General features: G+C 60.2%; 13 protein-coding genes. 6 read left to right on the top strand and 7 right to left on the bottom strand.

Annotated elements, in window-relative coordinates:
• Window positions 1–51: 51 nt before the first annotated feature.
• Both fabD and VJR68_RS05555 read right to left on the bottom strand, forming a co-directional pair.
• Window positions 52–3,456, bottom strand: a complete 3,405-nt coding sequence (fabD, locus tag VJR68_RS05560; protein ID WP_324146576.1) for an ACP S-malonyltransferase — start codon at window positions 3,454–3,456, stop codon at window positions 52–54.
• Window positions 3,457–3,701: 245 nt separating this feature from the next.
• Window positions 3,702–3,914, bottom strand: a complete 213-nt coding sequence (locus VJR68_RS05555; RefSeq protein ID WP_324146575.1) for an MbtH family protein — start codon at window positions 3,912–3,914, stop codon at window positions 3,702–3,704.
• 589 nt (window positions 3,915–4,503) lie between these two features.
• Here VJR68_RS05555 and VJR68_RS05550 point away from each other — a divergent pair.
• The 4 genes from VJR68_RS05550 to VJR68_RS05535 all read left to right on the top strand — a co-directional run bounded on the left by VJR68_RS05550 (window position 4,504) and on the right by VJR68_RS05535 (window position 14,413).
• Window positions 4,504–6,003, top strand: a complete 1,500-nt coding sequence (locus VJR68_RS05550; RefSeq protein ID WP_324146574.1) for an ATPase domain-containing protein — start codon at window positions 4,504–4,506, stop codon at window positions 6,001–6,003.
• Window positions 5,996–8,053, top strand: coding sequence for a PAS domain-containing protein (locus VJR68_RS05545; RefSeq protein ID WP_324146573.1), 2,058 nt, complete (start codon window positions 5,996–5,998; stop codon window positions 8,051–8,053). Before VJR68_RS05550 ends, VJR68_RS05545 begins: the two co-directional genes overlap by 8 nt.
• 615 nt (window positions 8,054–8,668) lie before the next feature.
• A complete protein-coding gene (locus VJR68_RS05540; RefSeq protein WP_324146572.1) occupies window positions 8,669–11,854 on the top strand; it encodes a TonB-dependent receptor in 3,186 nt (1,061 codons plus the stop codon).
• Window positions 11,855–12,022: 168 nt separating this feature from the next.
• A complete protein-coding gene (locus VJR68_RS05535; protein WP_324146571.1) occupies window positions 12,023–14,413 on the top strand; it encodes a GH92 family glycosyl hydrolase in 2,391 nt (796 codons plus the stop codon).
• Window positions 14,414–14,519: 106 nt separating this feature from the next.
• On the opposite strand, the gene VJR68_RS05530 is transcribed toward VJR68_RS05535, so the two are convergent.
• The 5 genes from VJR68_RS05530 to VJR68_RS05510 all read right to left on the bottom strand — a co-directional run bounded on the left by VJR68_RS05530 (window position 14,520) and on the right by VJR68_RS05510 (window position 21,059).
• Window positions 14,520–15,359 (bottom strand): polyphosphate kinase 2 family protein, encoded by an 840-nt coding sequence (locus tag VJR68_RS05530; protein ID WP_324146570.1) that lies wholly within the window; start codon window positions 15,357–15,359, stop codon window positions 14,520–14,522.
• Between the two features lie 110 nt (window positions 15,360–15,469).
• Window positions 15,470–16,090 carry an OmpA family protein gene (locus VJR68_RS05525; RefSeq protein ID WP_324146569.1) on the bottom strand — a complete coding sequence of 207 codons (621 nt, stop codon included), beginning with the start codon at window positions 16,088–16,090 and terminating at the stop codon, window positions 15,470–15,472.
• 763 nt (window positions 16,091–16,853) lie between these two features.
• Window positions 16,854–18,353: an efflux transporter outer membrane subunit gene (locus VJR68_RS05520; protein WP_324146568.1), complete on the bottom strand. Its 1,500-nt coding sequence runs from the start codon at window positions 18,351–18,353 to the stop codon at window positions 16,854–16,856.
• An 11-nt stretch (window positions 18,354–18,364) separates the two neighbouring features.
• The gene (locus tag VJR68_RS05515) at window positions 18,365–19,942 is read right to left on the bottom strand and encodes an MDR family MFS transporter (RefSeq protein ID WP_324146567.1); all 1,578 of its coding nucleotides are present in this window, start codon (window positions 19,940–19,942) and stop codon (window positions 18,365–18,367) included.
• Window positions 19,935–21,059: an HlyD family secretion protein gene (locus VJR68_RS05510; protein WP_324146566.1), complete on the bottom strand. Its 1,125-nt coding sequence runs from the start codon at window positions 21,057–21,059 to the stop codon at window positions 19,935–19,937. Before VJR68_RS05510 ends, VJR68_RS05515 begins: the two co-directional genes overlap by 8 nt.
• Before the next feature lie 96 nt (window positions 21,060–21,155).
• Between VJR68_RS05510 and VJR68_RS05505 the strand changes: the two genes are divergently transcribed.
• Window positions 21,156–21,884 carry a CerR family C-terminal domain-containing protein gene (locus VJR68_RS05505; protein ID WP_324146565.1) on the top strand — a complete coding sequence of 243 codons (729 nt, stop codon included), beginning with the start codon at window positions 21,156–21,158 and terminating at the stop codon, window positions 21,882–21,884.
• A 232-nt stretch (window positions 21,885–22,116) separates the two neighbouring features.
• A complete protein-coding gene (locus tag VJR68_RS05500) occupies window positions 22,117–23,157 on the top strand; it encodes a MerR family transcriptional regulator (RefSeq protein WP_324146564.1) in 1,041 nt (346 codons plus the stop codon).
• The last annotated feature ends 49 nt before the right edge of the window (window positions 23,158–23,206 follow it).

Genomic DNA, 23,206 nt, shown 5'->3' with positions numbered 1-23,206 from the left:
CTGACCGCATCCAGCGGCGTGACTTTCAGCAGCAACCCTCCGTGACGGCGATCAGGCGACCAGCGACCGGGAAGTGGCTTCGATCGGATCGATGCGTTCGGAACGGCTTTCCCGCGTATCCAGGAAACGCGCATAGGAACGCGTCAGGTGTTCCGCCGCGGCTTCCATGATCTTGATCGCAATGCGATCGACGTGGCGCCTGCTCCACTGCTCCAGTTCCGTGCCTTTCACCCACTGGTTGAACGAGCCCAGGGCGGGGCCGGTGTGGATCTGGTAGTTCACGCGGTCGCTGCCGTTGCCTTCCATCGCGATGCGCGAGCTGTAGGCGAAGTACCAGCGAAACACCAAGGCCATCTTGTGCTTGGCATTGGCTTCGGCCTTGGCAATCTCGTGTTCGCGGTTCACCGACCTGAAATAAGCGGCCGTCTCGCGCCAGATCTCGTCGAAGGTTTTCTTGAAGAACGTGCCTTCCAGTTGCCGCCGCGTGCGCTCGGGAATGTCGTCCAGGCTGTCGTAATGGCGATAGAGCGAAAACAGCTTGTTGGCACGCGCGGGAAAGAACACCGATTTTTTCATCACCTGGATTTGCGCGCCAAGCTCGAACATGTCGCCCGCCGGCGCGTAGTCGGTATCGTGGATGTCCATGTCCTGGAGCATCGATTTGCCATCGGCGCTCATGCCGGCTTCCACCGTGCACTGATTGATCGAGCCGGTAAGGATGAAATCCGCGCCCAACAGGAAGGCAGCGGCCGCCGCTTCCGGCCCACCGATGCCGCCAGCCAGTCCCATGCACAGCGGCTCTTCATAGCCATGCATGCGCTGCATGTCATCGCGCATGCGCAACAGCGGTGGCAGCATCACGGCCGGAATGCCCCCATCGGTGTGGCCGCCAGAGTCGGCTTCCACGCAGATGTCATGGCTCATCGGCACACGCTGCGACCACTCGGCCTGCTGCGGGGTAACCAGCCCGCGCTGCAGCAACCGTTCCACGATCGTCGCTGGCGGCGGACTCATGAAGGCCCTTGCCACTTCGGGGCGCGACACCTTGGCGATGACGCGGTGGTCGCAAACGATCCGGTTGCGCGCATCCGTGCGCAAGCCTTGCAGGCGGAAGCGCACCAGCGCCGGCGTCATCTGCATGAACGCCGCCGCCTCCACGGTGCGGATGCGATATTTGAGATAAAGATCGACGACGGCTTCTTCGTCGGCGGGATAGTCGTAATTGGCGAGCAGGTTCATGCCGTAGGGCTGGCTGGCATGCAATTCGCCCTGGATGCGGACGATGTTCGCCTCGATCGTTTCCGTCGACAGCCCGCCCGCGCCGAAGAAGCTCAGAAATCCGGCCTTGCCCATCTTTATGACCAGATCGGCAGAGGCGACGCCGCGATACATGCCGCCAGCCATATACGCGTACTTCAAACCAAACCGTTGCCGGAACACGTCGCTGCCGAGCGATGTCGCCGCAATACGCTGCCCGCCATCATGGCGGCCTGCCTTCTGGAGGATGTCGACGGGTGCGCTCACGGAAAACGGTTCGTCATCCATGCCTTTGAGGGGCAGCACAACCGGTGTTTCTTCGGCGATGGGCGTCATGTTGGCCTTGATCTCCTGCACCATCTTGGTCAGCACGCTGGCGCCCATCTCCTGGAACGCGATCTCGCCTTGGCCGAGCACGTAACGGATCGAATCCACCCATTGCACCGGAGAGGCGATCTGCGCGGCCAGCGTTTCGGCGATGCGTGCGCCGTCGTAAGGACGGGCCGTGGCATTGGCAATCACCGTCACTTCGGGCGGCGCGAAGGTAAATGACTTGAGGAATTGGGCGAACTCAGCCTGCGCGGCACGCATGTGACGCGAATGGAAGGCCGCGCTGACGTTCAAGGTTATGCAGCGCACGTTTTTCTTGGCGAACAGATCGGCCGCTGCGGCGAGTCTGTCCTTGCGGCCGGCGATCACTGTCTGCGTAGGCGAATTGACGTTCGCGATGTCGATCTCATCCAGCCCATGCTCGTCCAGCGCCGCCCTCACTGCTTGCGCACTGATGCCAAGCACCGCCGCCATGCCACCACCGCTGGCGGCGCCCATCAGCTCGCCGCGCTTCTTCACCAGGCGAAGTCCTGTTTCAAACGAGAACACGCCTGCGGCGAGCAAGGCGTTGTATTCGCCAAGGCTATGGCCGGCGAGGAAATCCGCCGGCTCCTGCCGATGAAAGTAGTGCAGCGCATTGACGGCGAACAAGGCAGGCTGCGTATAGCGTGTCTGCGACAGCAGCCCCTGCCGGTCATACAGGCATAGCTCTTCCAGCGAATAACCCAGGATGTCGGACGCGCATTCGACCAGTTCGGGAAACAACGGAAACAGGTCTTTGCCCATGCCCTTGAACTGCGAACCCTGGCCCGGAAAAACGATGGCTTTCATAGTGCGTGACTCCCTGCTGCGCTCGCTGCGAGTGTGCTTGCCTTGATCTGCCGGTATGACCGGATGGACTGCCTGGTTTATTCCGCGCACGGCCGGCCGAAGATCCTGCTTCAGGTCGGACAGCCGCTGCATGTCGCTGCCCAGCGGCGACATCACGCGGTGAATGGAAGCGGCCGAACCTGGCGGCAATGCGTACTTCAGGAAAGTTGCCAACGTGCCGCCAGGGCCAACGTCGATATAGCGATGCTCGCCTTGGGCGGCGAGCACGCCGATGGTGTGCTGGAAGCAGATCGGATCGCGCACAACCGACCACAAATGGTCCGCAGGAAACGCGTGTAACGCGTCGCCTTTCGCGCAACAGACCAGCGGCATGCCGCCCTCACGCAGCTTCAGCGTGCGAAGAAATGCCCTATAAGGACTCTCTGCCTCATCGATCCAGCGCGAATGAAAGGCGTAATTGACGGGCAGCCTTTGAAACGTGGCACCGTGTCGCTGCAGCGCGCCCTCTATCTGTGCCGCCTGTGCAGCAGGCAGCGATATCACCGCATGCGTGTCGAAGTTAGTGGCGGCAAGCTCACATGATGCGAGCAACTCGGGTGTCAGCCAGCGCTGGCAATCCCCCATCACCGCGATCATGCAGCCGCGTTGGCAATGCGTTTCCAGCGCAATGGCCTGCTCGATCACGGCAAGCAACGCGTCGCGCGGATCGAGATGGCCTGCCACGGCGGCTGCGGCAAACGTGCCAAGGCTCGCACCGAGCACCATGTCGGGCACGATGCCGGCATCGATCAATGATGTGGCCAGCGCATGTTCCACCATGAAGATGGCGGCATGGCTGTGAAGAAGGCGATCGAATGGCGCTTCGCGCCGATGATGCTCGTCAAACAGCACGGCCACGACCGACTCGCCGCAACGTTCGCGCACCACCTCGTCGGCATGCAGGATCGCGGCGCGAAAACGCGCGTCGCGCTCATACAGCTCCCGCCCCATCTGGAAGTGATGCGAACCCTGACCCGAAAATAGCAATACGGTTTTCACGCTCGACACATGACACACGCAACACGAACCATGATTCCACGTTGAAACCACGCCACTACCGCTGCATCGATCGTCCAATGCATGTGCATGACGGACAGTGGAAACCTCCGTCACAGGCGTGCTGAAGCCTATGCATGACCTCCATCAGTGCGGACAGCGCAACTCGTCGGCGATCGCCGTGCATATAAAGGCGAATCGCGCACAGCATGCCGCTGCTTTATTTCATTTCATCGCATGCAAAGCGGTTAACTTAAATGAACTCGCGTTTGCAGCGAACATGGGCGCATGTCAGTCCACACTTCATCGATGAACGCAAGGCAGCCCTCTTTTGAGCCTTGCTTTCCCGTCATGGACCAGCCGTTTGGCACGATCTTATTTATCGGCCAAACCGAATATTGCCCTTCCTGATTGACGACGACCCCATAATCGATTTCTTGCTTACTCAAGCCGGTAGACATGCATCTCTCTCGCAAAAAAGAAAACAAAATCGACCTTGCGCTTTAAATAGGATAAATAGCGAAATTCGCAAGAAAAAATAAAAGATGGCCTTTAATTCCCCCCGCGCTTCGCTCAACAACGCACAACCCGCACGAGTTCGTGCGAGACAGGTGGTCTCAGGGCGCCCCTCAACGCTCCGAAGTTGCTTACCGATCGTTTCGATGCACGCACGGCAAACCCCATTCTGCGCGCGCTGCGAACACCGGAACGCCTATACCAGCACATATCGGCGTGATGGCCGCGTGAAATGACACTCCCGCAGGTGCCTTGTGATTTTTTGATGAAGATAAAAATCAGTGCGTAACGAGGGTGAAATACTTTTGGGATGAGCGCTGGATAAATCGCGAAGCGCAAGCACACATGTCGGTTCTCGAGGACTGCGCCGCATCAAAATCCAGGCAAGCCAGAGCCATAAATCAGCTGCGGATCGACCCCCGCATTCCGGTTCATCAAGGCCATAACGACGACGAACTCTTCACATTCCATCTACAGTTCCGGTTACAACCATTGCTTTCCAATCTGTGATCTGTGTTTGAACCGAGGCGAGTCATGTCTTTGTCCGAACGTTGCAGTACCGGCAATCCTGGTCTTGACGTTGTCCTGCATGGCGGTCTTCCGCCCGGGCATCTTTATCTTTTGGAAGGACAGCCAGGTTCCGGCAAGACGACGTTATCGTTGCAGTTTCTATTGGATGGAAGGCGCCAGGGTGAGCGGTGTCTCTATATCACCTTGTCGGAGACCGGCGAGGAATTGATCAAGGTGGCGGCCTCGCATGGCTGGAGCCTGGAGGGCATTGAGCTGTTCGATCTGTCCTCGGTGGAAACGGTATTGGGCAATGACCGCAACCAATCCGTGCTCCATTCCTGGGAAGTGGAGCTGGGCGAAACGATCCGCTTGATCCAGGAAAAGATCGAGCATATTGCGCCCAGGCGCGTGGTGTTCGACAGCCTCTCCGAGCTACGGCTGCTTGCGCAGGATCCGTTGCGGTATCGGCGGCAGGTACTGGCGTTGAAGCAATTCTTCTCGCCGCGCAACATCACGGTGATCTTGACGGATGACCTGACGGGCGAGCGCTCGGTGCACGATACGCATCTGCACAGCCTTAGCCATGGCGTGATTTCGCTTGAACGCGTCACCTTGGAATTTGGTGCCGCGCGGCGGCGCCTTCAGGTGCAAAAGCTGCGCGGTGCGACGTATATCGGCGGTTACCACGACGTCACCATTCAAACCGGCGGTATCGAGATTTATCCGCGGCTTATTGCTGCCGAACACCATGTCGCGTTTTCCAATGATCCAGTCCCTAGCGGTATCAGTCAGCTCGATGCGCTGGTCGGCGGCGGCATTCGGCGAGGAACCAGCACCCTGCTCACCGGCCCAGCCGGCACCGGTAAAACCACCCTGGCGCTTCAATATATCGCCGCCGCCTGCGCACGCGGAGAATGCTGCCATCTCTATGAGTTCGATGAGCGCATCGGCACGTTGTTCAATCGCGCGCAGAGCATGGGCATCGATCTGGAACCTCATGTCCAAGCTGGACTCTTGAGCATCCTGCAGGTGGATCCGGCGGAGATGTCGCCCGGTGAATTTGCCTGGCGCGTAAGCCAGGGCGTGCAGGAGAAGGGATGCAAGATCGTGGTGATCGACAGCCTCAACGGTTACCTGGCAGCCATGCCGGAAGAAAAACAACTGCTGTTGCAGATGCATGAGCTGCTGGCCTTCTTGAATCAATCGGGTGTTACCACCTTCCTTATCAATCCGCAGTTTGGATTGGTCGGCTCCATGGATACGGGGCCGCTCAACGTTTCCTACATCGCCGATGCGGTCGTGCTCTTTCGCTTCTTTGAAGCCGGCGGCCGCATTCGCAAGGCGATTTCCGTGATCAAGAACCGCAGTGGCAAACACGAGGAGACGATTCGCGAGCTTCGCATTGACAGCCGGGGGTTGCAGGTAGGCGAACCCTTGACCGACTTCCAGGGTGTACTCACGGGAACCCCGGAATTTGTCGGCAACGTCGCCGCGCGTTCCCTGCTGGAAGGTCGAGATGCATAGAGATGCGCCGCATGGTTATCGAGTACTCATTGTGGCGCCGTGGGAAAGCGATGCGGAAAGCCTGGCAAAGGTCTTGACTCAGGACGGTTACCACACCGCCGCCTATCCGAATCTGGCGCTTTTAGCCGAACAGATCAATGAAGACACCGGCGTTGTCCTGCTCACGCAAGAAGCGTTGAAGCAAGGCACGGAACCGCTTCGACATGCGCTTCAACGCCAGCCGACCTGGTCAGACGTGCCGTTTGTGGTGCTTCATTCGGTGCGAAGTGGCCATGCTCCGGCAACCGTGCCATTGCCCCGCGAGGTCATCAATTGCATCGAACTCGAGCGTCCGATCAGCACATCTTCGCTGATCAGTGCTGTCGCCACCGCGATGCGGTCGCGGCAAAAGCAGTTCGAAATACGCGACCGCCTGGTTGAACTTGCCGCCAACCAGAAAGCGCTGGCCAACAGCGAAGCAGAGTTGCGCCTGATTGCAGATGCCCTGCCCGTACTTATCGCCTTTGTGGATACGGATCTGCGTTACCGCTTCGTGAATCAGGCCCATCAAACCTGGTTCGGCATCTCGCCAGCCAGCATGCTTGGAAAAACGTTGGAAGAGGTATTCGGCACAACATATTGGGGAGCATGCAAGGAAGCCGTGCAACGCGCCTTGGCGGGCGATCAAACCCGCATCGAGTTGAGCCGTGTGCGCCCGGACGGAGAACAACGCGACGCCGAGATTCGTTACATCCCACGCTTTCAGGAAGACGGGCGCGTGGATGGCATCCACGTTTTCGCTACCGACATCACCGAACGCAAGGCATCTTTGCAGGCCGCGCAGCAGTTTGCCGCGACATTGGAGCGCAAGGTGGACGAGCGAACGGCCGCATTGCAAGCAGAAATACATGCAAGATCGGAAAGCGAAACCGCATTGCGGCAGGCGCAAAAAATGGAAGCCGTAGGCCAGCTCACCGGCGGCATCGCCCATGACTTCAACAACATGCTCACCAGCATCATCGGTGCATTGGACATCATCAGCGTGCGCCTGAAGGACGGCCGCGTGGACAATCTCGATCGCATGATCCGCGCCGCCTTCGATTCGGCCAATCGTGCAGCGGGCCTTACCCAGCGCCTGCTCGCCTTCTCGCGCCGCCAATCGCTCGATCCCAAGCCGGTGGACCTCAATGCGCTCGTTCAATCCATGCATCTGCTTTTAAGCCAGACATTGGGAGAACGCATTCAAGTAAAAGTAGATCTGGCGCCTTCATTGGACAAGGCGATGGTCGACGTCAATCAACTCGAAAGCGCCCTGCTCAATTTGAGCATCAACGCCCGAGACGCCATGCCGGATGGCGGGCAACTTCGCATCGCCACACGCTATGCCGAAACCGTTCCGTACGTGCGGGAAGGTTTTGCCGCCAACCCTTCCGGCTATGTGGTGCTTGAAGTTACCGATAGCGGCGTGGGCATGGAGCCAGGTGTCAAGGAACGCGTCTTCGAACCTTTCTTCACCACCAAGCCGCTGGGTCAAGGCACCGGTTTGGGCTTGTCGATGATCTACGGTTTCGTGGAGCAATCCAAAGGCTATATCGATCTGCAATCCACGCTGGGAAAAGGCACCACGGTGGCGCTCTATCTTCCCGTCGCGCCATCGGAACATGCTGCTGCCGAGGTCTATCCAGGCACGCAACTTCCCAAGGGCGAAGGCCAGCAAATCCTGGTTGTGGAAGATGACGACCAGGTGAGATTCCTGGTGAGCTATCTGCTCGAAGAGTTGGGCTACCGCGTGACGACGGCGCGCGATGCAACGTCTGCGATGCCGCATCTGTCGGATTCGGCGCGCATCGACCTGCTGATTTCCGACGTGGGCCTGCCCGGCATGAACGGACGCCAGTTCGCCGAACTGGTGCGCCTGGACCACCCTTCCGTGCCGGTGCTCTTCATGACCGGCTATGCCGAATCCGCCGCCGTTCAATCCGAATTCCTGGGCGAGAACATGGCGATCATCACCAAACCGTTCGCACTGGATGATTTTGGCCGAGCGGTTCGGCAGGCGCTGGCGCATTGAAATTGAGCGCACGATCAAACCGTTGCTCAATCCTCTGGGCCGCTGATCCGCCCTAGCCTTTTTGCGATGCAGCGTGACATCTCGCGCTTACAGCGTATTAATTTGCAGCACAAGAATTAGATCGATCCAAATAATAGGATGATTCAGGATGATGTCGCCCTTGCGACAGACCTGAATAGGCTCGAAGAAAGGGTGGAAAGAAGCTATGACCGCACGCGTTGACGCGCGCGTGAGTGTGGCCGCTTCCCGCCGGAAAGGTCAGGGAGATAGCTGTCGCATGAAATCTGCCGTCGTCCGACTTCCCGTGACGAAAGACCTGCACGCCGCATGCGTGCCCGTCTCCGTCGTAACTGTTGCCATCGACAGTGATCGCCGCAGCGATCCCGCGTGGCGACACCGACACCGCGCGCCAAGCGCGCCACACCAGAAGACCTGAAGCAGTCCACGGCCGGCTTGCCGCGCTGCCGTGCGCCGCCCTGATGTTTAGATCGATCCAGCTACACCCTGAGGGAGGGAAACAACAACGCAGAAATCACGCAGCCGCAGTACGTGATCCACGGGGGGATGACCGCGCCGACTTGAGAAGCGCGCAAACCAGAAAGGGGAATGACGAAAATGATTTACCTGCCACACGTGTTTACACGCAAGCCGTTGTACACCGCGCTCACCTTGGCCACCTTGTCACTGGGTGGTGGCTTGGGGTTGCCCGCGGTTGCCTTTGCCGCGCAGACATCGTCGACACCTGCTACCGAGACGGCAACACCGCCACCGGCGCAAACATCCGATAACACCAAGGCCAAGCAAGCCACCAACGCCACCCAAAAAGCGGAGGGCAAAACCGGCCCCACTACCCTGCAGACCGTCGTCGTGTCGAGCTTCCGCCAATCGATCGACCAGAACTTGCAGGACAAGCGCGATTCCAACTCCATCGTCGAAGTAATCAATGCGCAAAACATCGCGCAGTTTCCCGCCAAGAACATTGCCGACGCGCTGGCGCACGTACCTGGCGTGGTCATCACGCGCGAGTCCGGCGAGGGCAAAACCGTCAGCATTCGCGGGCTGGCGCCGGAGCTCACGCTGACCGAATTGAACGGCAACTATGTGGCCTCGGCCGATACCTCGGCGGGTCTGTCGCGCTCGTTCAATTACACGCTGATACCGGCCAACATGTTCTCGGAGATCAAGCTTTACAAAAGTCTGGAGGCACGTCTGGACGAAGGCGGCATCGGCGGCAACGTGGACCTGCACACACGCCGTCCGCTGGAAATGAAAGCCAATGACGGTTTCATCTCCCTCAATGGCGCGGGCTCCGACAACAGCACCAAGAAGGACCCGCAGGCCTCGGCACTGTGGTCGTGGAAGAACAAGGATGAGACCTTCGGCGTGCTCGTCGGGGGCTCTTACCTGAAGCGCCGTGACGTCGATTACATGGCCAATGGTTCGAGCTGGCACTGGTGGGCCAACAACTGTACCGACTTCTCAAAGTGCACCGAGCCGCCGGTAGACGTCCATCATCAACAATACGGCGCTGACGTGGCGCCCAATCTCGCGCTGTGGCCCGGCGGCGGCGTCACCGACCAGGCCGGTAACGTCTATTCGGGTTACTGGATGCCGCAGCAGTTCGCCACCAGCCGCAATCAGTTGGACCTCAAGTCCACCAGCGTGCAGGCGACCATGCAGTTCAAGCCCACCGATCATTTCCTGCTGACGGGCAACTACTTCCGCTTCCAGCGCGACCAGACGCAGATCACCAATACGCTCGAGATTCCCGAGTGGGGCCTGCCCACCGGCAGCTACGCCGACCAGCAAGGCCGGTTGCTCGCACCCAATGGTTTGACGTTCGATCCGTCGCACACCGTCGTCACCGGTGCGAACTACGTGCTTCCTCCCGCGGGCACGGGCTGCAACTCGCAGACCAATCCCGTCACCGGCGCGCAACGGCAGGCGGTAGACGTCTGCTCCACCGAGATACCCTGGCTCAACGGCAACTACTCGGTTGAAAGAGCCACCTCGCAAACCGCCAACCTCGAAGGTGAGTGGGATGGCGGCGGCAACCTCAGCGGAACGTTCAACGTCGGCCGCACCTGGGCCACGGGTGGGCCGTCGATAGAGCTGGGCATGGCCGCCAAGCCGCGCAATTTCGTCAACGGCCAGTGGGTAGACGGCAGCAACGGCGCCGCGTGGACCTTGAATGGCAAGCCGACCATCTCGGCCACGCCGAACGTGCTGCAAAACATGCTCGCCGGTGAGGGACAGGTGGATCTCGGTTCGACCGGTTCGAACATGGTCAACACCAGCACCTCGCAGAACTTCGCGCAGGCGGACTTCACCTGGGCCTTCGACGACAGCTGGATGCAATCGCTGCAATTCGGCGTGAAATACCGCGACAACCGCGCCGAACAGCAGAGCAACGAATTGCGCTGGTACTGCAAGGGCACCGAGCTGCAATTCCAGACCTGCGACCCGAATGCCGGCCAGCTGCCGGCGGGCTTCCTGCTGCCCTATATGCTCAATGGGCACACGGGTGCCTACAACGACAGCGTCTTCCCGGCGATCAATTTCCCGGCCTATTACAACTACCTCAATGCAACCTACGACCGGGTGGTCTACAACAAGCCCCAGGACACCTCGACGATCCGCGAGAAGATCTCGGCCGCCTATGTGCAGGCGAACTTCGATACGGGCACGCTGCGCGGCAACGTGGGCTTGCGTTTTGTAAGCACGGGCCAGGACCTGACCGTCGCCGACGACATCACCACCAACAACGCGGTGTACTACCACGATGCGAACGGCAACATCCTGATCTGCCCGGCGAGCGGCAAGAACATCGGCGGCGGCCCGTGCGCGCCCGGCGACTTCCAATATCTGCCGCGCGAGCAATCGGTGATCGAGACGTTCTCCAACGCAACCACCCGCAAGCACTACAACAAGCTCCTTCCCAGCTTCAACATCGCATGGATGCTGCCGAACAACTTCGTGATCCGCGCTGCCGGATCGCAGGCGATGTCTCGCGCCAACTACACGGACCTCGCCGAGCTGGGCAGCCTCACCAACAACACCCAGGCGTACTACAACGACCGCAAGCAGTTCGGCGCGCCGTTGCCGGGCTGGTACGGCAGCGGTGCCAATCCGGACCTGAAGCCGTTCACGGCGACGCAGTTCGACGTGGCAGGCGAGTGGTACTACGCACCCGAGTCGGTGGTGGGTGTGGACCTGTTCGAGAAGAAGGTGAAGAACTTCGTCGTCCCGGTCACCGTCGACAACATCAACATCAACGTCGGCGGTACGCAGGAAACCTTCATGCAGTACAGCACCAACGCCAATGGACGTTCGGGCACATCCAAGGGCGTGGAGATCTACACGCAGCACACGTTCAAATCGGGCTTTGGCTACATCGCCAACTACACGCTCAACAAGACCAACGAAACACCCGTTTCGCTCGGCAACACCGAGGTCGGCAAGTCGGAGCTGATCGGCAGTGCCAAGTTCGCGGCGAACGTATCGTTGTTCTATGAAAAGAACGGGCTGCTGTTGCGCGTGACCAACAATTGGACGGGCCGCACCATGCAGGGCTTGTCGTCGGGCCTGCCGATCTATACGGCACCCTACCGCCAGCTCGATCTGAATGGCGATTACGAGTTCACCAAGCACTTCATGGTGACCGCGTCGATCATCAATTTGAATCACGCCACGGCGCGCCAATATCTGGGTGGCGATACCACGGCGCGGTTGTATCAGCTCGAATATGCAGGGCGGCAGTATTACCTCGGTGTGACGTACAAGTTTGGCGATGGGGGTTGAAGACACGTCGCATGAACTCCCTCCCCTGCTTGCAGGGGAGGAATGCTCCGACGTCACGGGCGGCTCGCGGCCAGTCCATAACCCATGAAGTATCTCGTCGAGTAGCGGCTCCCGAGTAAGGAGAAACATGGCGGCGGACGCGCCTTCATTTCCGCATACGAGGAATCCATGAACGTATTTCCCGCACACCTTCGCCGTCGCCCATCATGCATCCATCGACGTCACGTTGCGCTTACCATCGCACTCGCCATCGCCGCACTCGGCAGCATCAGCGTAGCCCACGCCCAGAACAACACCGCAACGCCTTCCGCCGTCGACGAAGCCAACCCGCTCGTCGGCACCGCGCCACTGGACCAGCAAGCATTGATCGGCAACGCCCCGCCACCAGGCGAGCAGCTGTATCCCGGCATGACCTCCCCCGGTGCCGCCCTGCCGCAAAGCATGACGGAAGCCGCACCCGTCAACGTCAACGTCGATCTCAGCTATCCCACCGGTGTCGCCACGCCCTACCACTACGCCAACCCGACCATGTTCGGCTTCACCGGCGGTGGCGGTTCCACCTATGGCGGCCGGGGTGCGCCGGTGATCATGCCGGTGGTCGGCGACTGGACCGTGCCGCCGAATTACACGCCGTCGTATTACGACAAGGCGAGCGAGAAGGCATCGCCCGGCTATTACGCCGTCGATCTCGCCACGTTTCACACACGCGTCGAACTGACGGCGACGCAACGAACCAGCCTCATGCGCTTTACCTTTCCGGCGAGCCATCGCTCGAACGTCATCATCAATTTGCGACGCCCCGGTGGCGACGTGGAGGTGGTTGACGACCACACCATTCGAGGTGTCGCAACCAGCAAGCGTCCGCAAGACGATTCGGATGGCCCCTGGTTCGTCGCCGAATTCTCGCGCCCGTTCGCCGGCTTCGGCACCTTCCGCGCCGATCACGATCACCCAGGCTTCGGCATCGGCGACCAGGATGTGCAAGCCGATCGCCGCACCGTCTCCGGCAGTTACGCGGGCGCTTACGTCACCTTCGACACGCAAGCCGGCGAACAGGTGCTGATGAAAATCGCCCATGGCCACAGCGCCGACGAAGCCGCGCAGCGATTGCGTGCCGAAAACCCGGGCTGGGATTTCGAGCGCGTGCACAACCAGGCGCGCGCAGATTGGGCCAGACTGCTTGATCGCGTCGAAGTCACCGGCGGCACGCGGAAGCAGCGCATGCTGTTCTACTCCACGCTATACCATTCCTTCGCCAGCCCACGACTGGTCGCGCACAAGGGTGAACGCTTTACCGATGCGAACGGCAACGTGCAGGTCGCCAGCTACGACCGCTATGGGCCGGTGCCTTTCTGGGATACCGGCCGCAACCAGATCACCCTGCTGATGCTGCTCGAACCCGAAGTAGTGCAGGACATCATGCATTCCGAGCTGGACCGCGCGCACGAACGCGGCTATATGGATACCTCGTTCCATGGCGACCATGCTGTCTTCCTCTATGACGGCGCATGGCAACGCGGCATCCCGTTCAACTATGCAGACGTCTATCCGTATTTACGGAAAAACGCCACCGACCCAAACGGCCCGCGCGGCTATCTGGCCGAATACATGCAGAACGGCTGGATCTCCGACGTTGTTCCGCAGGGAAATCCCAGCCCACCCTACGCAGGCGGCAAGGCGGGCGTCGCCACCACGCTCGAATACGCCTGGGACGATCACGCCCTGGCCGACGTCGCCCGCCGGCTCGGCAAAACGGACGACGCGCAAATGTTCCTGCGCCGCGCCGCGAACTATCGCAAAGTGTTCGACCCATCCGTGGGATTCATGCGTGGCCGTACCGCGGACGGCAAATGGATTTCTCCGTTCGATCCGGGTGAGCCGTACTACAACTTCATGATGAAGGAAGCCTCCGGCTGGTCCACGCTGTGGCTGGTGCCGCACGACGTGCAAGGCTTGATCGATCTGCTCGGCGGACGCGACGCGTTCAACGCGAAGCTCGACGCCTTCTTCTCGACGCCCTATCACGCCAAAGGCATTTGCCGCGATTGCACCGGCCTGATCGGGCAATACGTGCAAGGCAACCAGCCCGACCAGCAGGCAGCCTACCTCTACGCGTGGAGCGGCCAACCGTGGAAAACACAGGCATTGGTACGCCGCATCCTCGCCGAACTTTATGGCAGCGACGCCAGCGGCTACGGCTACCCCGGCATGGACGACCAGGGCTCAACCTCGTCGTGGTATGTGCTGAGCGCCATGGGTTTCTATCCCGTCGATCCTTCCACGCCTGACTATATCCTCGGCAGCCCGATCTTCGATCGCGTCCGCATTCACATGGGCAACGGCAAAACCTTCGAGATTGTTGCGCGCAACAACTCAGCCGAGAACATGTACATCCAATCGGCCACGCTCAACGGCAAACCATGGACCAAACCCTGGTTCAGCCAGGCGGACATCGCCAACGGCGGCACCTTGGTGTTTACGCTGGGACCGCAACCCAATAAGGCGTGGGGCGCAGATCCGCGCGACGCACCGCCTTCGATGTCGGCCATTCGCCCGTGAACCAAGCCCCTCTCCCTCGGGAGAGGGGTTAGGATGAGGGTGCACCGGGGGCGCCATAACAAGCGCTTGCGCCAAACTGTTGGGGTTCGGCTTTGCCTCACCCGACCTACTTTCCGTTAGCCGCGGCGTGGTATTTCTTGCGGATGGCCGCGAGGTCGACATGTGGCGATGGGGTTCTCAAATCCATCTCCCTCATGGTGTCGGCCACGATTTGCGAGATCGCCAGATCGCGGAACCATTTGTGGTTGGCCGGAATGACAAACCATGGCGCCCGCTTGGTGCTCGTTCGTTCGATCGCTTCCTTATAGGCGCCCATGTATTTCGGCCACAGCAGGCGTTCGGCATAGTCGCTCTCGCTGATTTTCCATTGCCGCGCCGGGTCGTCGAGGCGCCGCTTGAAGCGCTCGAGCTGTTCCTCGGGGCTGATGTGCAAGTAGAACTTCACAATGCGGGTGCCGTGGGCCGTGAGCATTTTTTCGAAATCGTTGATGAGTTCGTAGCGTTTCGACCATACCTTGCGCGGCACCGACTTATGCACACGCACTGCCAGCACGTCTTCGTAGTGCGAGCGATTGTAGATAACAACCTGGCCGTTCCCTGGCGCGTGCTGGTGGACACGCCAGAGAAAATCATGGGCGCTCTCTTCCGTGCTCGGCTGCTTGAATCCGAAGACCCACGTTCCCTGCGGATCCATGCCGCTGAACAAATGGCGGATGACGCCATCCTTGCCGGAGGCATCGAGCCCCTGCAGCACGATCAGCAGCGATTGTTTGGCATCGGCGTAGAGCAGTTCTTGCAGCCGTTTCATCTGCGCCAGCGATTCGGCAATCGCCGGTGCGGCCGTTTCGTGGGATTTGTGCTTGCCGTGATAGGAAGGATCGATGCGATCGAGGTGCAGTTTCGCGCCGGGACGCAGGATGAATTCCTCGCCGTAGCTCTTGCCCATGCTCCTCTCCCCTGTTCGCGCTTGGCGCGTAGCACCCTACTCCAGTGTTTCCGTTATTGGCATAGGTTGGGGTTCGGCAGTGCCTCACCCCAACCTGCATGATGATGGCGTTATGACTGCGATTGCGGTTGCTGCGATTGCGGTGCAGCTTGCGCGGGCGGCCCGGCGAAATCCACTACCAGCGTCACGCGGCGGTTGGCTTCCGCACCATCGCCCGATTTGCCCTTCAGCACCTGACGATCGGCTTCTTTACCGTAACTGACGGTGCGGATCTGGTCGGCCGACATGCCGCCGGTGCTTACCAGGTAATCGCGTACCGCATCGGCGCGCTTCATGCCGAGCCGCTTGTTGTAGGACCTGCCGCCGGCGGGATCGGCAAAGCCTTCCACGGTGATCACGGCCTGCGGATAGTTCTTGGACATGATCTTGGCGAAATCGTCGAGCATCGGTTTGTCTTCATCGCGCAACGAAGAACTGTTGAAGGCGAAGTGCGACACGGCATCGACGCGGATGCGCCCGTTCAGTTCGGCGATCTTGGCGTCGTATTGCGCAAAGCGCTGCTGCATCTGTTGCGTCAGGCTGTCGATTTCCTGCTGCTGTTTCTGTTGATTGGAACGCAGGTCATTGATGGCCGCATCGAAATCGGCCTTCTTGACGTAGCCCTGGCATCCACCCAGCCCAATAGCCAGCACGCTCAGGCCTGCACACGCAAAACGTTGATAGGAACGCATGGAAGATTCCTCCTCGAGGAAAGGGGCAAAGGGTTACGCGGCAGAGCGCTTTTCAGCGCCTGTCGCCCTCGTACTGCACGTAAACACACACCGGCCTTCCAATACCGGCGTCATACTTCGAGATTCGATGGCCGCGCGGGATGGCGGCAGTCTTATCGTCTTGTGCGGCCGGTGATCGGAAAACCGGCCTGGCACAGAACATCGGTGGCTTGGGTTCGCATGATCGATGCGAAGGGAAGCAGAACGAAATGGAAATCAACACATCACCCGAACGCCATGGCGTGAATCGTTTCATCACGACTTTGCAGCGTCATATGTTGCGATGGCGTGAAGTTGAGCAGGCTTGATAAGGCGCCATTAATCAAGCGGCTATAGGTATTTCACTCACCAGCGGAACGGCCATCGTCATTCCGGCTTTCGCCCACTGCTGTCCGCCAAAACTCGCGCCGATGACAAGCCTATCGGCACATCACCCTAATGCGAGATGTTTGCTGGTCAATCCAACGCCACCGATTCGTCGCCCCGGCGAAGGCCGGGGCCCAGTGACTTTAAGGATATTTCAAGTCGCTGGGTGATTCGCTTCGCTCACCCTTCCGGCTGTCCATTCGGACGTTCTCCGCGCTTCGCGCTACGTCCGACCTTCGCCGGGACGACGACATATCAAGCATTTGACGAGTTGAGCTCAAATTTCTCCGGACAGCCGCGGGCCTTCGACGGAATGAGGAGCATCATCCGCGAATTGGATTCTCCCCCAGATCAAGTTCTATTGCGCACAAACCCAACCAAGCCCAAGGCTCTTCTGCAATGACACAAAATCCTTGAGCAACTCCGCGTTGCCCAGCACCAGATTTTGCTGCGCACTGAACTGCACGCGCTGCGTATCCAGCAAATCAATCAACGATGATGCGCCCGCCGCGTAGCGCTGGCGCATCAAGCCGGCCGAACGGTCCGCCGAGGCTTCGACCTGTTGCAGGCGCGATACGCTTTCGCGTTGGTGGCCGTAACGGGATAGCGCGTTATTGGCATCCTGCAAGGCAGCCAGCACGGTTTGCGTGTAACGTGCGGCGGCTTCATCCCTGCCCGCTTCCGCCTGGCGAATGCTGCTGCGCGTACGGCCGAAGTCCAGCACATCCCATTGCAGATAGGGCGCACCCAGCCAGGTAAAGGCACTCTTGTGCAGCAAATGTCCGGGATCGCTGGCGTTGGAGCCGATAAAGCCCATCATCGACACTTTTGGAAACAGATCCGCTTCGTGCTGGCCGATTTGTGCATTGCTTGCAGCAAGGCGGCGTTCGGCGGCGCGGATATCCGGACGCTGCTTCAATACGGCAGCCGGATCGTCGACCGGCACCGACGCAGGCATGTCAGGTAGCGCTGCTGGTGTAGCAAGTTCCCGATCAAGTGCGCCGGGCGCCTGCCCGGTCAATACGGCAAGTTGATCGAGCGATTCGGTGATCTGCTCGTCCAGCGGAATCAGCGTGGCCTTGGTGTTTTCCACTTGCGTGGTCTGCCGTTCGACATCGGCATCGGTGACCACGCCACGCTCGCGCCGCTGTCGAATCAGGTCCAGCGTTTGCTGCTCCAGTTGGGCGGACTGATTGGCCAGCAGCAGACGCTGTTGCTGGCTGCGCAAATCGATATAGGCCTGCGCCACTTCTGCCGCCAGCGATACTTGCGTGTCGGCCAAGTCTGCATCAACGGCTTCGGCTTGCGCGGATGCTGCTTCGATCGCGCGACGCGTACCGCCGAACAGATCGATTTCCCACGAGGCATCGAAGCCTGCAGTGTAGAACTGCAACGGGCCGCGCCCATGCGAACTGCTTGTGTTTTGTCCGCTTGATTGTGCACTGCTGGACGATTGCTGCGACGACTGCAAGCTGGAGAGATCCGGTTCACGCATGCGCAGCACCGCCGCATCGGTCGAGATCTTCGGCATATCTGCCGCACGCTGTTGCTGCAATTGAGCGCGCGATTGGCGCAGGCGTGCCTGCGCGGCGTGCAAGTCAGGATTGTCTTTCAGCGCCTGATCGATCAACGCATTCAAGGTCGGATCGTTCAGCGACTCCCACCAACGGCTGGGTGCATGCCCCGGCGTGACACCGGCGGCCGGTGCGCGCACGAAGGCGCTGGCTTGCGCAGCACCGTGGGCAACGTCCGGCGCGCCGTGATAATCCGGCCCCACTGTGCAGCCACTGAGCCCCGCCATGGCGGTGAGCATTGCGAAACCGGAGATGCGTGCATAGCGCAAGCAAGACATCGACATGACAAGCACCCTTAATGAGCTTCGCTAACCGGCGCGTGATGGCGCGGGGTTCTGAGCAACAGCGCCAGCGGAACGCAGCACAGCAAGGCGATGCCCAGTACGTAAAACACTTCGGAAAACGTCATCACCAGCGCCTGCTGTTGAATTTGCGCCGCCAGCTGGCCGAGTGCGCGCATCTTCGAGTACGCCATGTCGCCGGTACGCGCGAACCAGTTCGCCGCACTCGCCGCGATGCGCTCCTGCCCGAGCACCGAATTGGCCGAGAGTGATTCGCGAATCGCCGCCACATGGAACGTATTGCGTCGATCGATGACGGTACCGATGATCGCCAGGCCAATGGAGCCGCCGAGATTGCGCGCCATGTTGTAGATGCCGGCAGCATCGCCGGATTCCTCGCGCGACACCGCCGCCATCGATGCCTGGTTTAACGGCATCATCGCCAGCATCTGTCCGGCGCCGCGCACCAGTTGCGACCAGAAGAAATCGTGACCGACGCTTTGCGCGGTCAAATGGATGTCCAGCATGCAACTGCCGAAGAAGCACAACAGGCCGCTGATGACCAGAATGCGGTAATCCACCTTGCCGAGCAGGCGCGGCAAAATCGGCATCATCAGGAACGCCGGCACACCGGATACCAGCATCACCCAGCCGGATTGCTCGGCGTTGTAGCCCGAGATAAGCCCAAGAAACTGCGGAATCAGATAGATCACGCCGTACAGCGCCGCACCCACCACCATCACGATAAAAATCACGCTGGCATAGCGCGGATTGCTGAGCAGGCTCAAGCGCATCACCGGCCGCTTGGCAGTGAATTGCGAAATGGCGATCAGCACCATGCCGATCAGTGACACCACGCTGAGCCAGACAATCGTGTTGGATTGAAACCACTGCTCGCGCTGGCCTTCTTCCAGCACCACCGTCAGCGAACTCAAGCCGACGGACAAACCCACAATGCCCAGCCAGTCGGCCTGCCTTAGCGCTTCCAGATGCAACGGCGCCGAGGGCAAACCGGCAATCAACAATGTGATCAGGCCGATGCACACCGGCAGGTTGATGAAAAAGCACCAGCTCCAGCTGATGTTCTCCGTCAGCCAGCCACCGAGCACGGGACCGAGCAGTGGGCCAAGCAGCACGATCAAGCCAAACGCCGTCATGCCGATCGGCAATTGCGACATCGGCAGGCGCGTGCGAATGATGGTCTGCGCAGTGGGAATCATCGCACCGCCGGTAAAACCCTGGCCGATGCGGCCGATGATCATGATCAACAGCGTATGCGATAGGCCGCACATCATCGAAAACAGGATGAACAGTACCGCGCAGCCGAGCAGAAAATTGCGCAGGCCGAACACGCGCGTGAGCCAAGCCGCCAGCGGAATGATCACGATTTCCGACATGAGATAACCGGTGGAAATCCATGTGCCTTCGGTGCCGGTGGCGCCGATTTCACCCTGGATTTGCGGCAAGGCGGAGTTGGTGATCGAGATATCCAGCGTCGCCATCAACGCGCCGAGCGAACCCGCGGCGACGGCGATCCAGTCCGCAACGGTGGCGCGCTCCGGATGGGCCGGATGGACGGCCGTCTCAGCCATGCTGGCTATCCGAGGGTGCGCGAGCGTCGTGGCCTTCCGCGCGCGTATCCACATCCACCGTCACGGAAAGACCCGGCACCAAGCGCTTGCGCGTTTGTTCGTCGGTGTCGATGCGGATGCGCACCGGTACGCGCTGCACGATCTTGGTGAAGTTGCCGGTGGCGTTTTCCGGCGGCAGCAGCGCGAACTCCGAACCGGTGCCCGGCGCAAAGCTGTCGACCACGCCATGCAGGTCCGCATCGGGCAAGGCATCCACGTGCATGGTGGCCGATTGACCCGCGCGCATGCGGCCGATCTGCGTTTCCTTGAAGTTGGCGGTGAGATAGATGCTTTGCACCGGCACCACCGTCATCAGGCGCGTGCCGGGCTGGGCATACTGGCCAACGCGGACGGTGCGATCGCCGATGCGACCGCTGAGCGAGCTGCGGATCAGCGTATCTTGCAGATCCAGTTGCGCCTGCTTGGTGGAAGCTAGTGCGGCTTCGAGTTGCGCCTGTGCTTGCGCAATCTGCGCGTGGAGATCGGCCATGCGCGCCTGCGCCTGGTCGAGTGCGGCCTTGTCCGCAGCCAACGTCGCCTTCGCCTGGTCGCGATTGCTGATCAACACCGACAACTGGTCGCCGCTCTCCGCCCCGCTTTTCGCCAGCGGTCCGTAGCGACGCACCTCATCGTCGGCGTGTTTCGCGCTGACTTGCGCCACCTGCAACTGCGCCGTCGCCTGCTCGATGGCTGCTTGCTGCTGCCTGATGCCAGCCTGCGCACGCTCGACATCCGCCCGCCGCGCATCGGCCGTCGCCGTGGATTGATCCAGCGCTGCCTGGTATTGGCGGGCATCCAGACGTACCAACGGATCGCCAGCCCTCACGTTCGCGTTATCGCCCACGTAGACGTCGGTGACGTAACCGCTGACCTTGGGCGCCACCGTGACGCTGTCGGCCTGCAGGTAGGCATCGTCAGTGCTTTGGATGAAGCGCCCGACCAGCCACCAATAGCCGAGCGCGACCACCCCCACGATCCCCAGCAGGATGCCGGCCGGCAGCAAGAAACGCGGCACTTTCCGGCGCGGTGCAGCGCCATTCGACGCATCACCCGATGCGCTGGTTGCGGAAGGAGGCATGCCCATCGACCTTGAAATTATTCCAGCTGGAAAATTTATTCCGATCGGTATAATTTTGTCAAATGCTATCTTTGGCGGCAGAGAGGGAGAACCCGCATGACTCAAGCCATGACTCAGCCCAAGCGCCTTCGCCGCTCCACCGCAAGCGGCTATGCGCGCGGCGACGAAACCCGCCAGCGCATCATCGATGCAGCCATCCAGTTGTTCGGCGAACACGGCTTCAAGGACGCCTCCACACGCGACATCGCGGCAGCCGCAGGCGTCAACGCCCCGGCGTTGCAGTATTACTTCGAGAACAAGGAAGGTTTGTACAAGGCTTGCGCCGAATACATCACCGATGATTTACAGGCTCGTTACGCGCCATCCATGAAGCACGCCAAGAACGTGTTGAAAAACCATACCGACGTCGAAGCACTGATCGATGCCTACCTGCTCATGCAGGCGACCACGCTGGACAGCGTGCTGGTGCAGCCACACCTTTCCAGGGGACGCCTGATTGGGCGCGAGCTGGCCGGTGAATCGCCGCAGATCGCTTCGGAAATGCTGCGCAAAAAAATGAAAGAGCCAATCAACAAACTGCTGTTGTCGCTGCTCGCACGCATCATGCACACCCGCCCCAACGAACCCATCACGCGCATCCGCATGCTCACCCTCAAAGGCATGGTGCTCGCCTTCTACTACCCGCCCGGCGCTTGCATGGAACTGCTTGGGTGGAAAGAAATCGATGCCGACAAGGGCGCGATGATCAAGGCCTCGGTGCAGGAGCAGACGCGTACGCTGTTGATGAGCTGGCATGAGGCTGGGATGCGCAAAGATGCGGCGTGATTCTATCCACGCGCCCGCAAACTCCGATGACACTAGCTTAATGCGAGGAGATATCCCCTCCCCTGCGCGCAGGGGAGGGAGCTGATCGTGGCTGGCATCAGACTTCTCGACCTGAATGAGTGCCATTGTTCGCAGACGCAACGACATGGAATGAGCGACCCCAGCCCTTGACCCTGACGCAACGTCAGGCCGTAACGTAGCCACATCCGAATGAAGCCCAGGACCAAGGCCGATGAGATTGACCGTAGGTGAACTGGCACGGCGCACCGGATTGACGGTTCGCTCGCTGCACCACTATCACCACATCGGCCTTCTGCGCCCCACCGCTCGCTCGGATGCCGGATACCGGCTGTACACCGCAGAAGACGTGGAGCGGCTCTATCGAATCATCGCGCTGCGTCGACTTGGCTTGTCCTTGGCCGATATCGGCACCACCCTGTCCGCCCCGGAAACATCGCTGAAGGCATTGCTCGACAAACAGATCGACATGCTTGAGCTGACCATGGCACGCGACCGCCGCCTGCACCATCACCTATGCAGCGCACGCGATGCCTTGGCGGCCGGGCAGTCCCTTGATCCATCCAAATGGATAGACACGATGGAATTGATGACGATGTACGAGAAGCATTTTTCACCCCAAGAGTTGAAACAACTGCCGCTTTACCAAAATCCCGACGCACGCTCGGAATGGAGCGCGCTGGTAAGCGCGGTTCAAGCCGCCATCGATCGAGGCGCAAAGCCGGGCGACGCGGAAGCCGACGTGCTCGCCTTTCGATGGATGCACATGATCGGCCGGGATACCGACAACAATCCGGATTTCCTGATGCGCCTGCACGCCATGAATCGCGACGACCCGCACGCGCGGAAACGCACCGGCATAACGGCGGAGCTTGGGCACTTTGTCGAACAGGCCATCATCGCAGCGCGCCTGGCCATCTTCGAGCGCTACCTATTTCCAGAGGAAATGGTTCGCATGCGACAGAACTATGGCCGAGACATGTACGAGTGGCCACCGCTGATCGCGGCACTGCGCAAGGACAAAGAGGCCAACATATCGCCGGATGATCCACACGTCTGCAGCCTGGTGAAACGGTGGATGCAGTTATTCGCCGCATACGCCGGAGAAGACCCTGCCACCCATGCGCGAATCCGTGAAGCCTATGCCAAAGAACCGGATCTTCGCAGCGGAAGCGCCGTCGACGAAGACTTGTTCGCGTATGTGCGGGCGTCGATTGATGGGTTGGCCAAGGCGCATGCATTATCAGGTGGCTGATGCAATCACACGCGAGGATTGCCACTTGATAAGAGTTCGCTTCGGATCA

The sequence above is a fragment of the Dyella sp. genome (genome assembly GCF_035277725.1).
Classification (GTDB): domain Bacteria; phylum Pseudomonadota; class Gammaproteobacteria; order Xanthomonadales; family Rhodanobacteraceae; genus Dyella_B.
The sequence above is the reverse complement of the archived record's forward strand: the minus strand, read 5'-3'. Positions and strand labels throughout refer to the sequence as shown.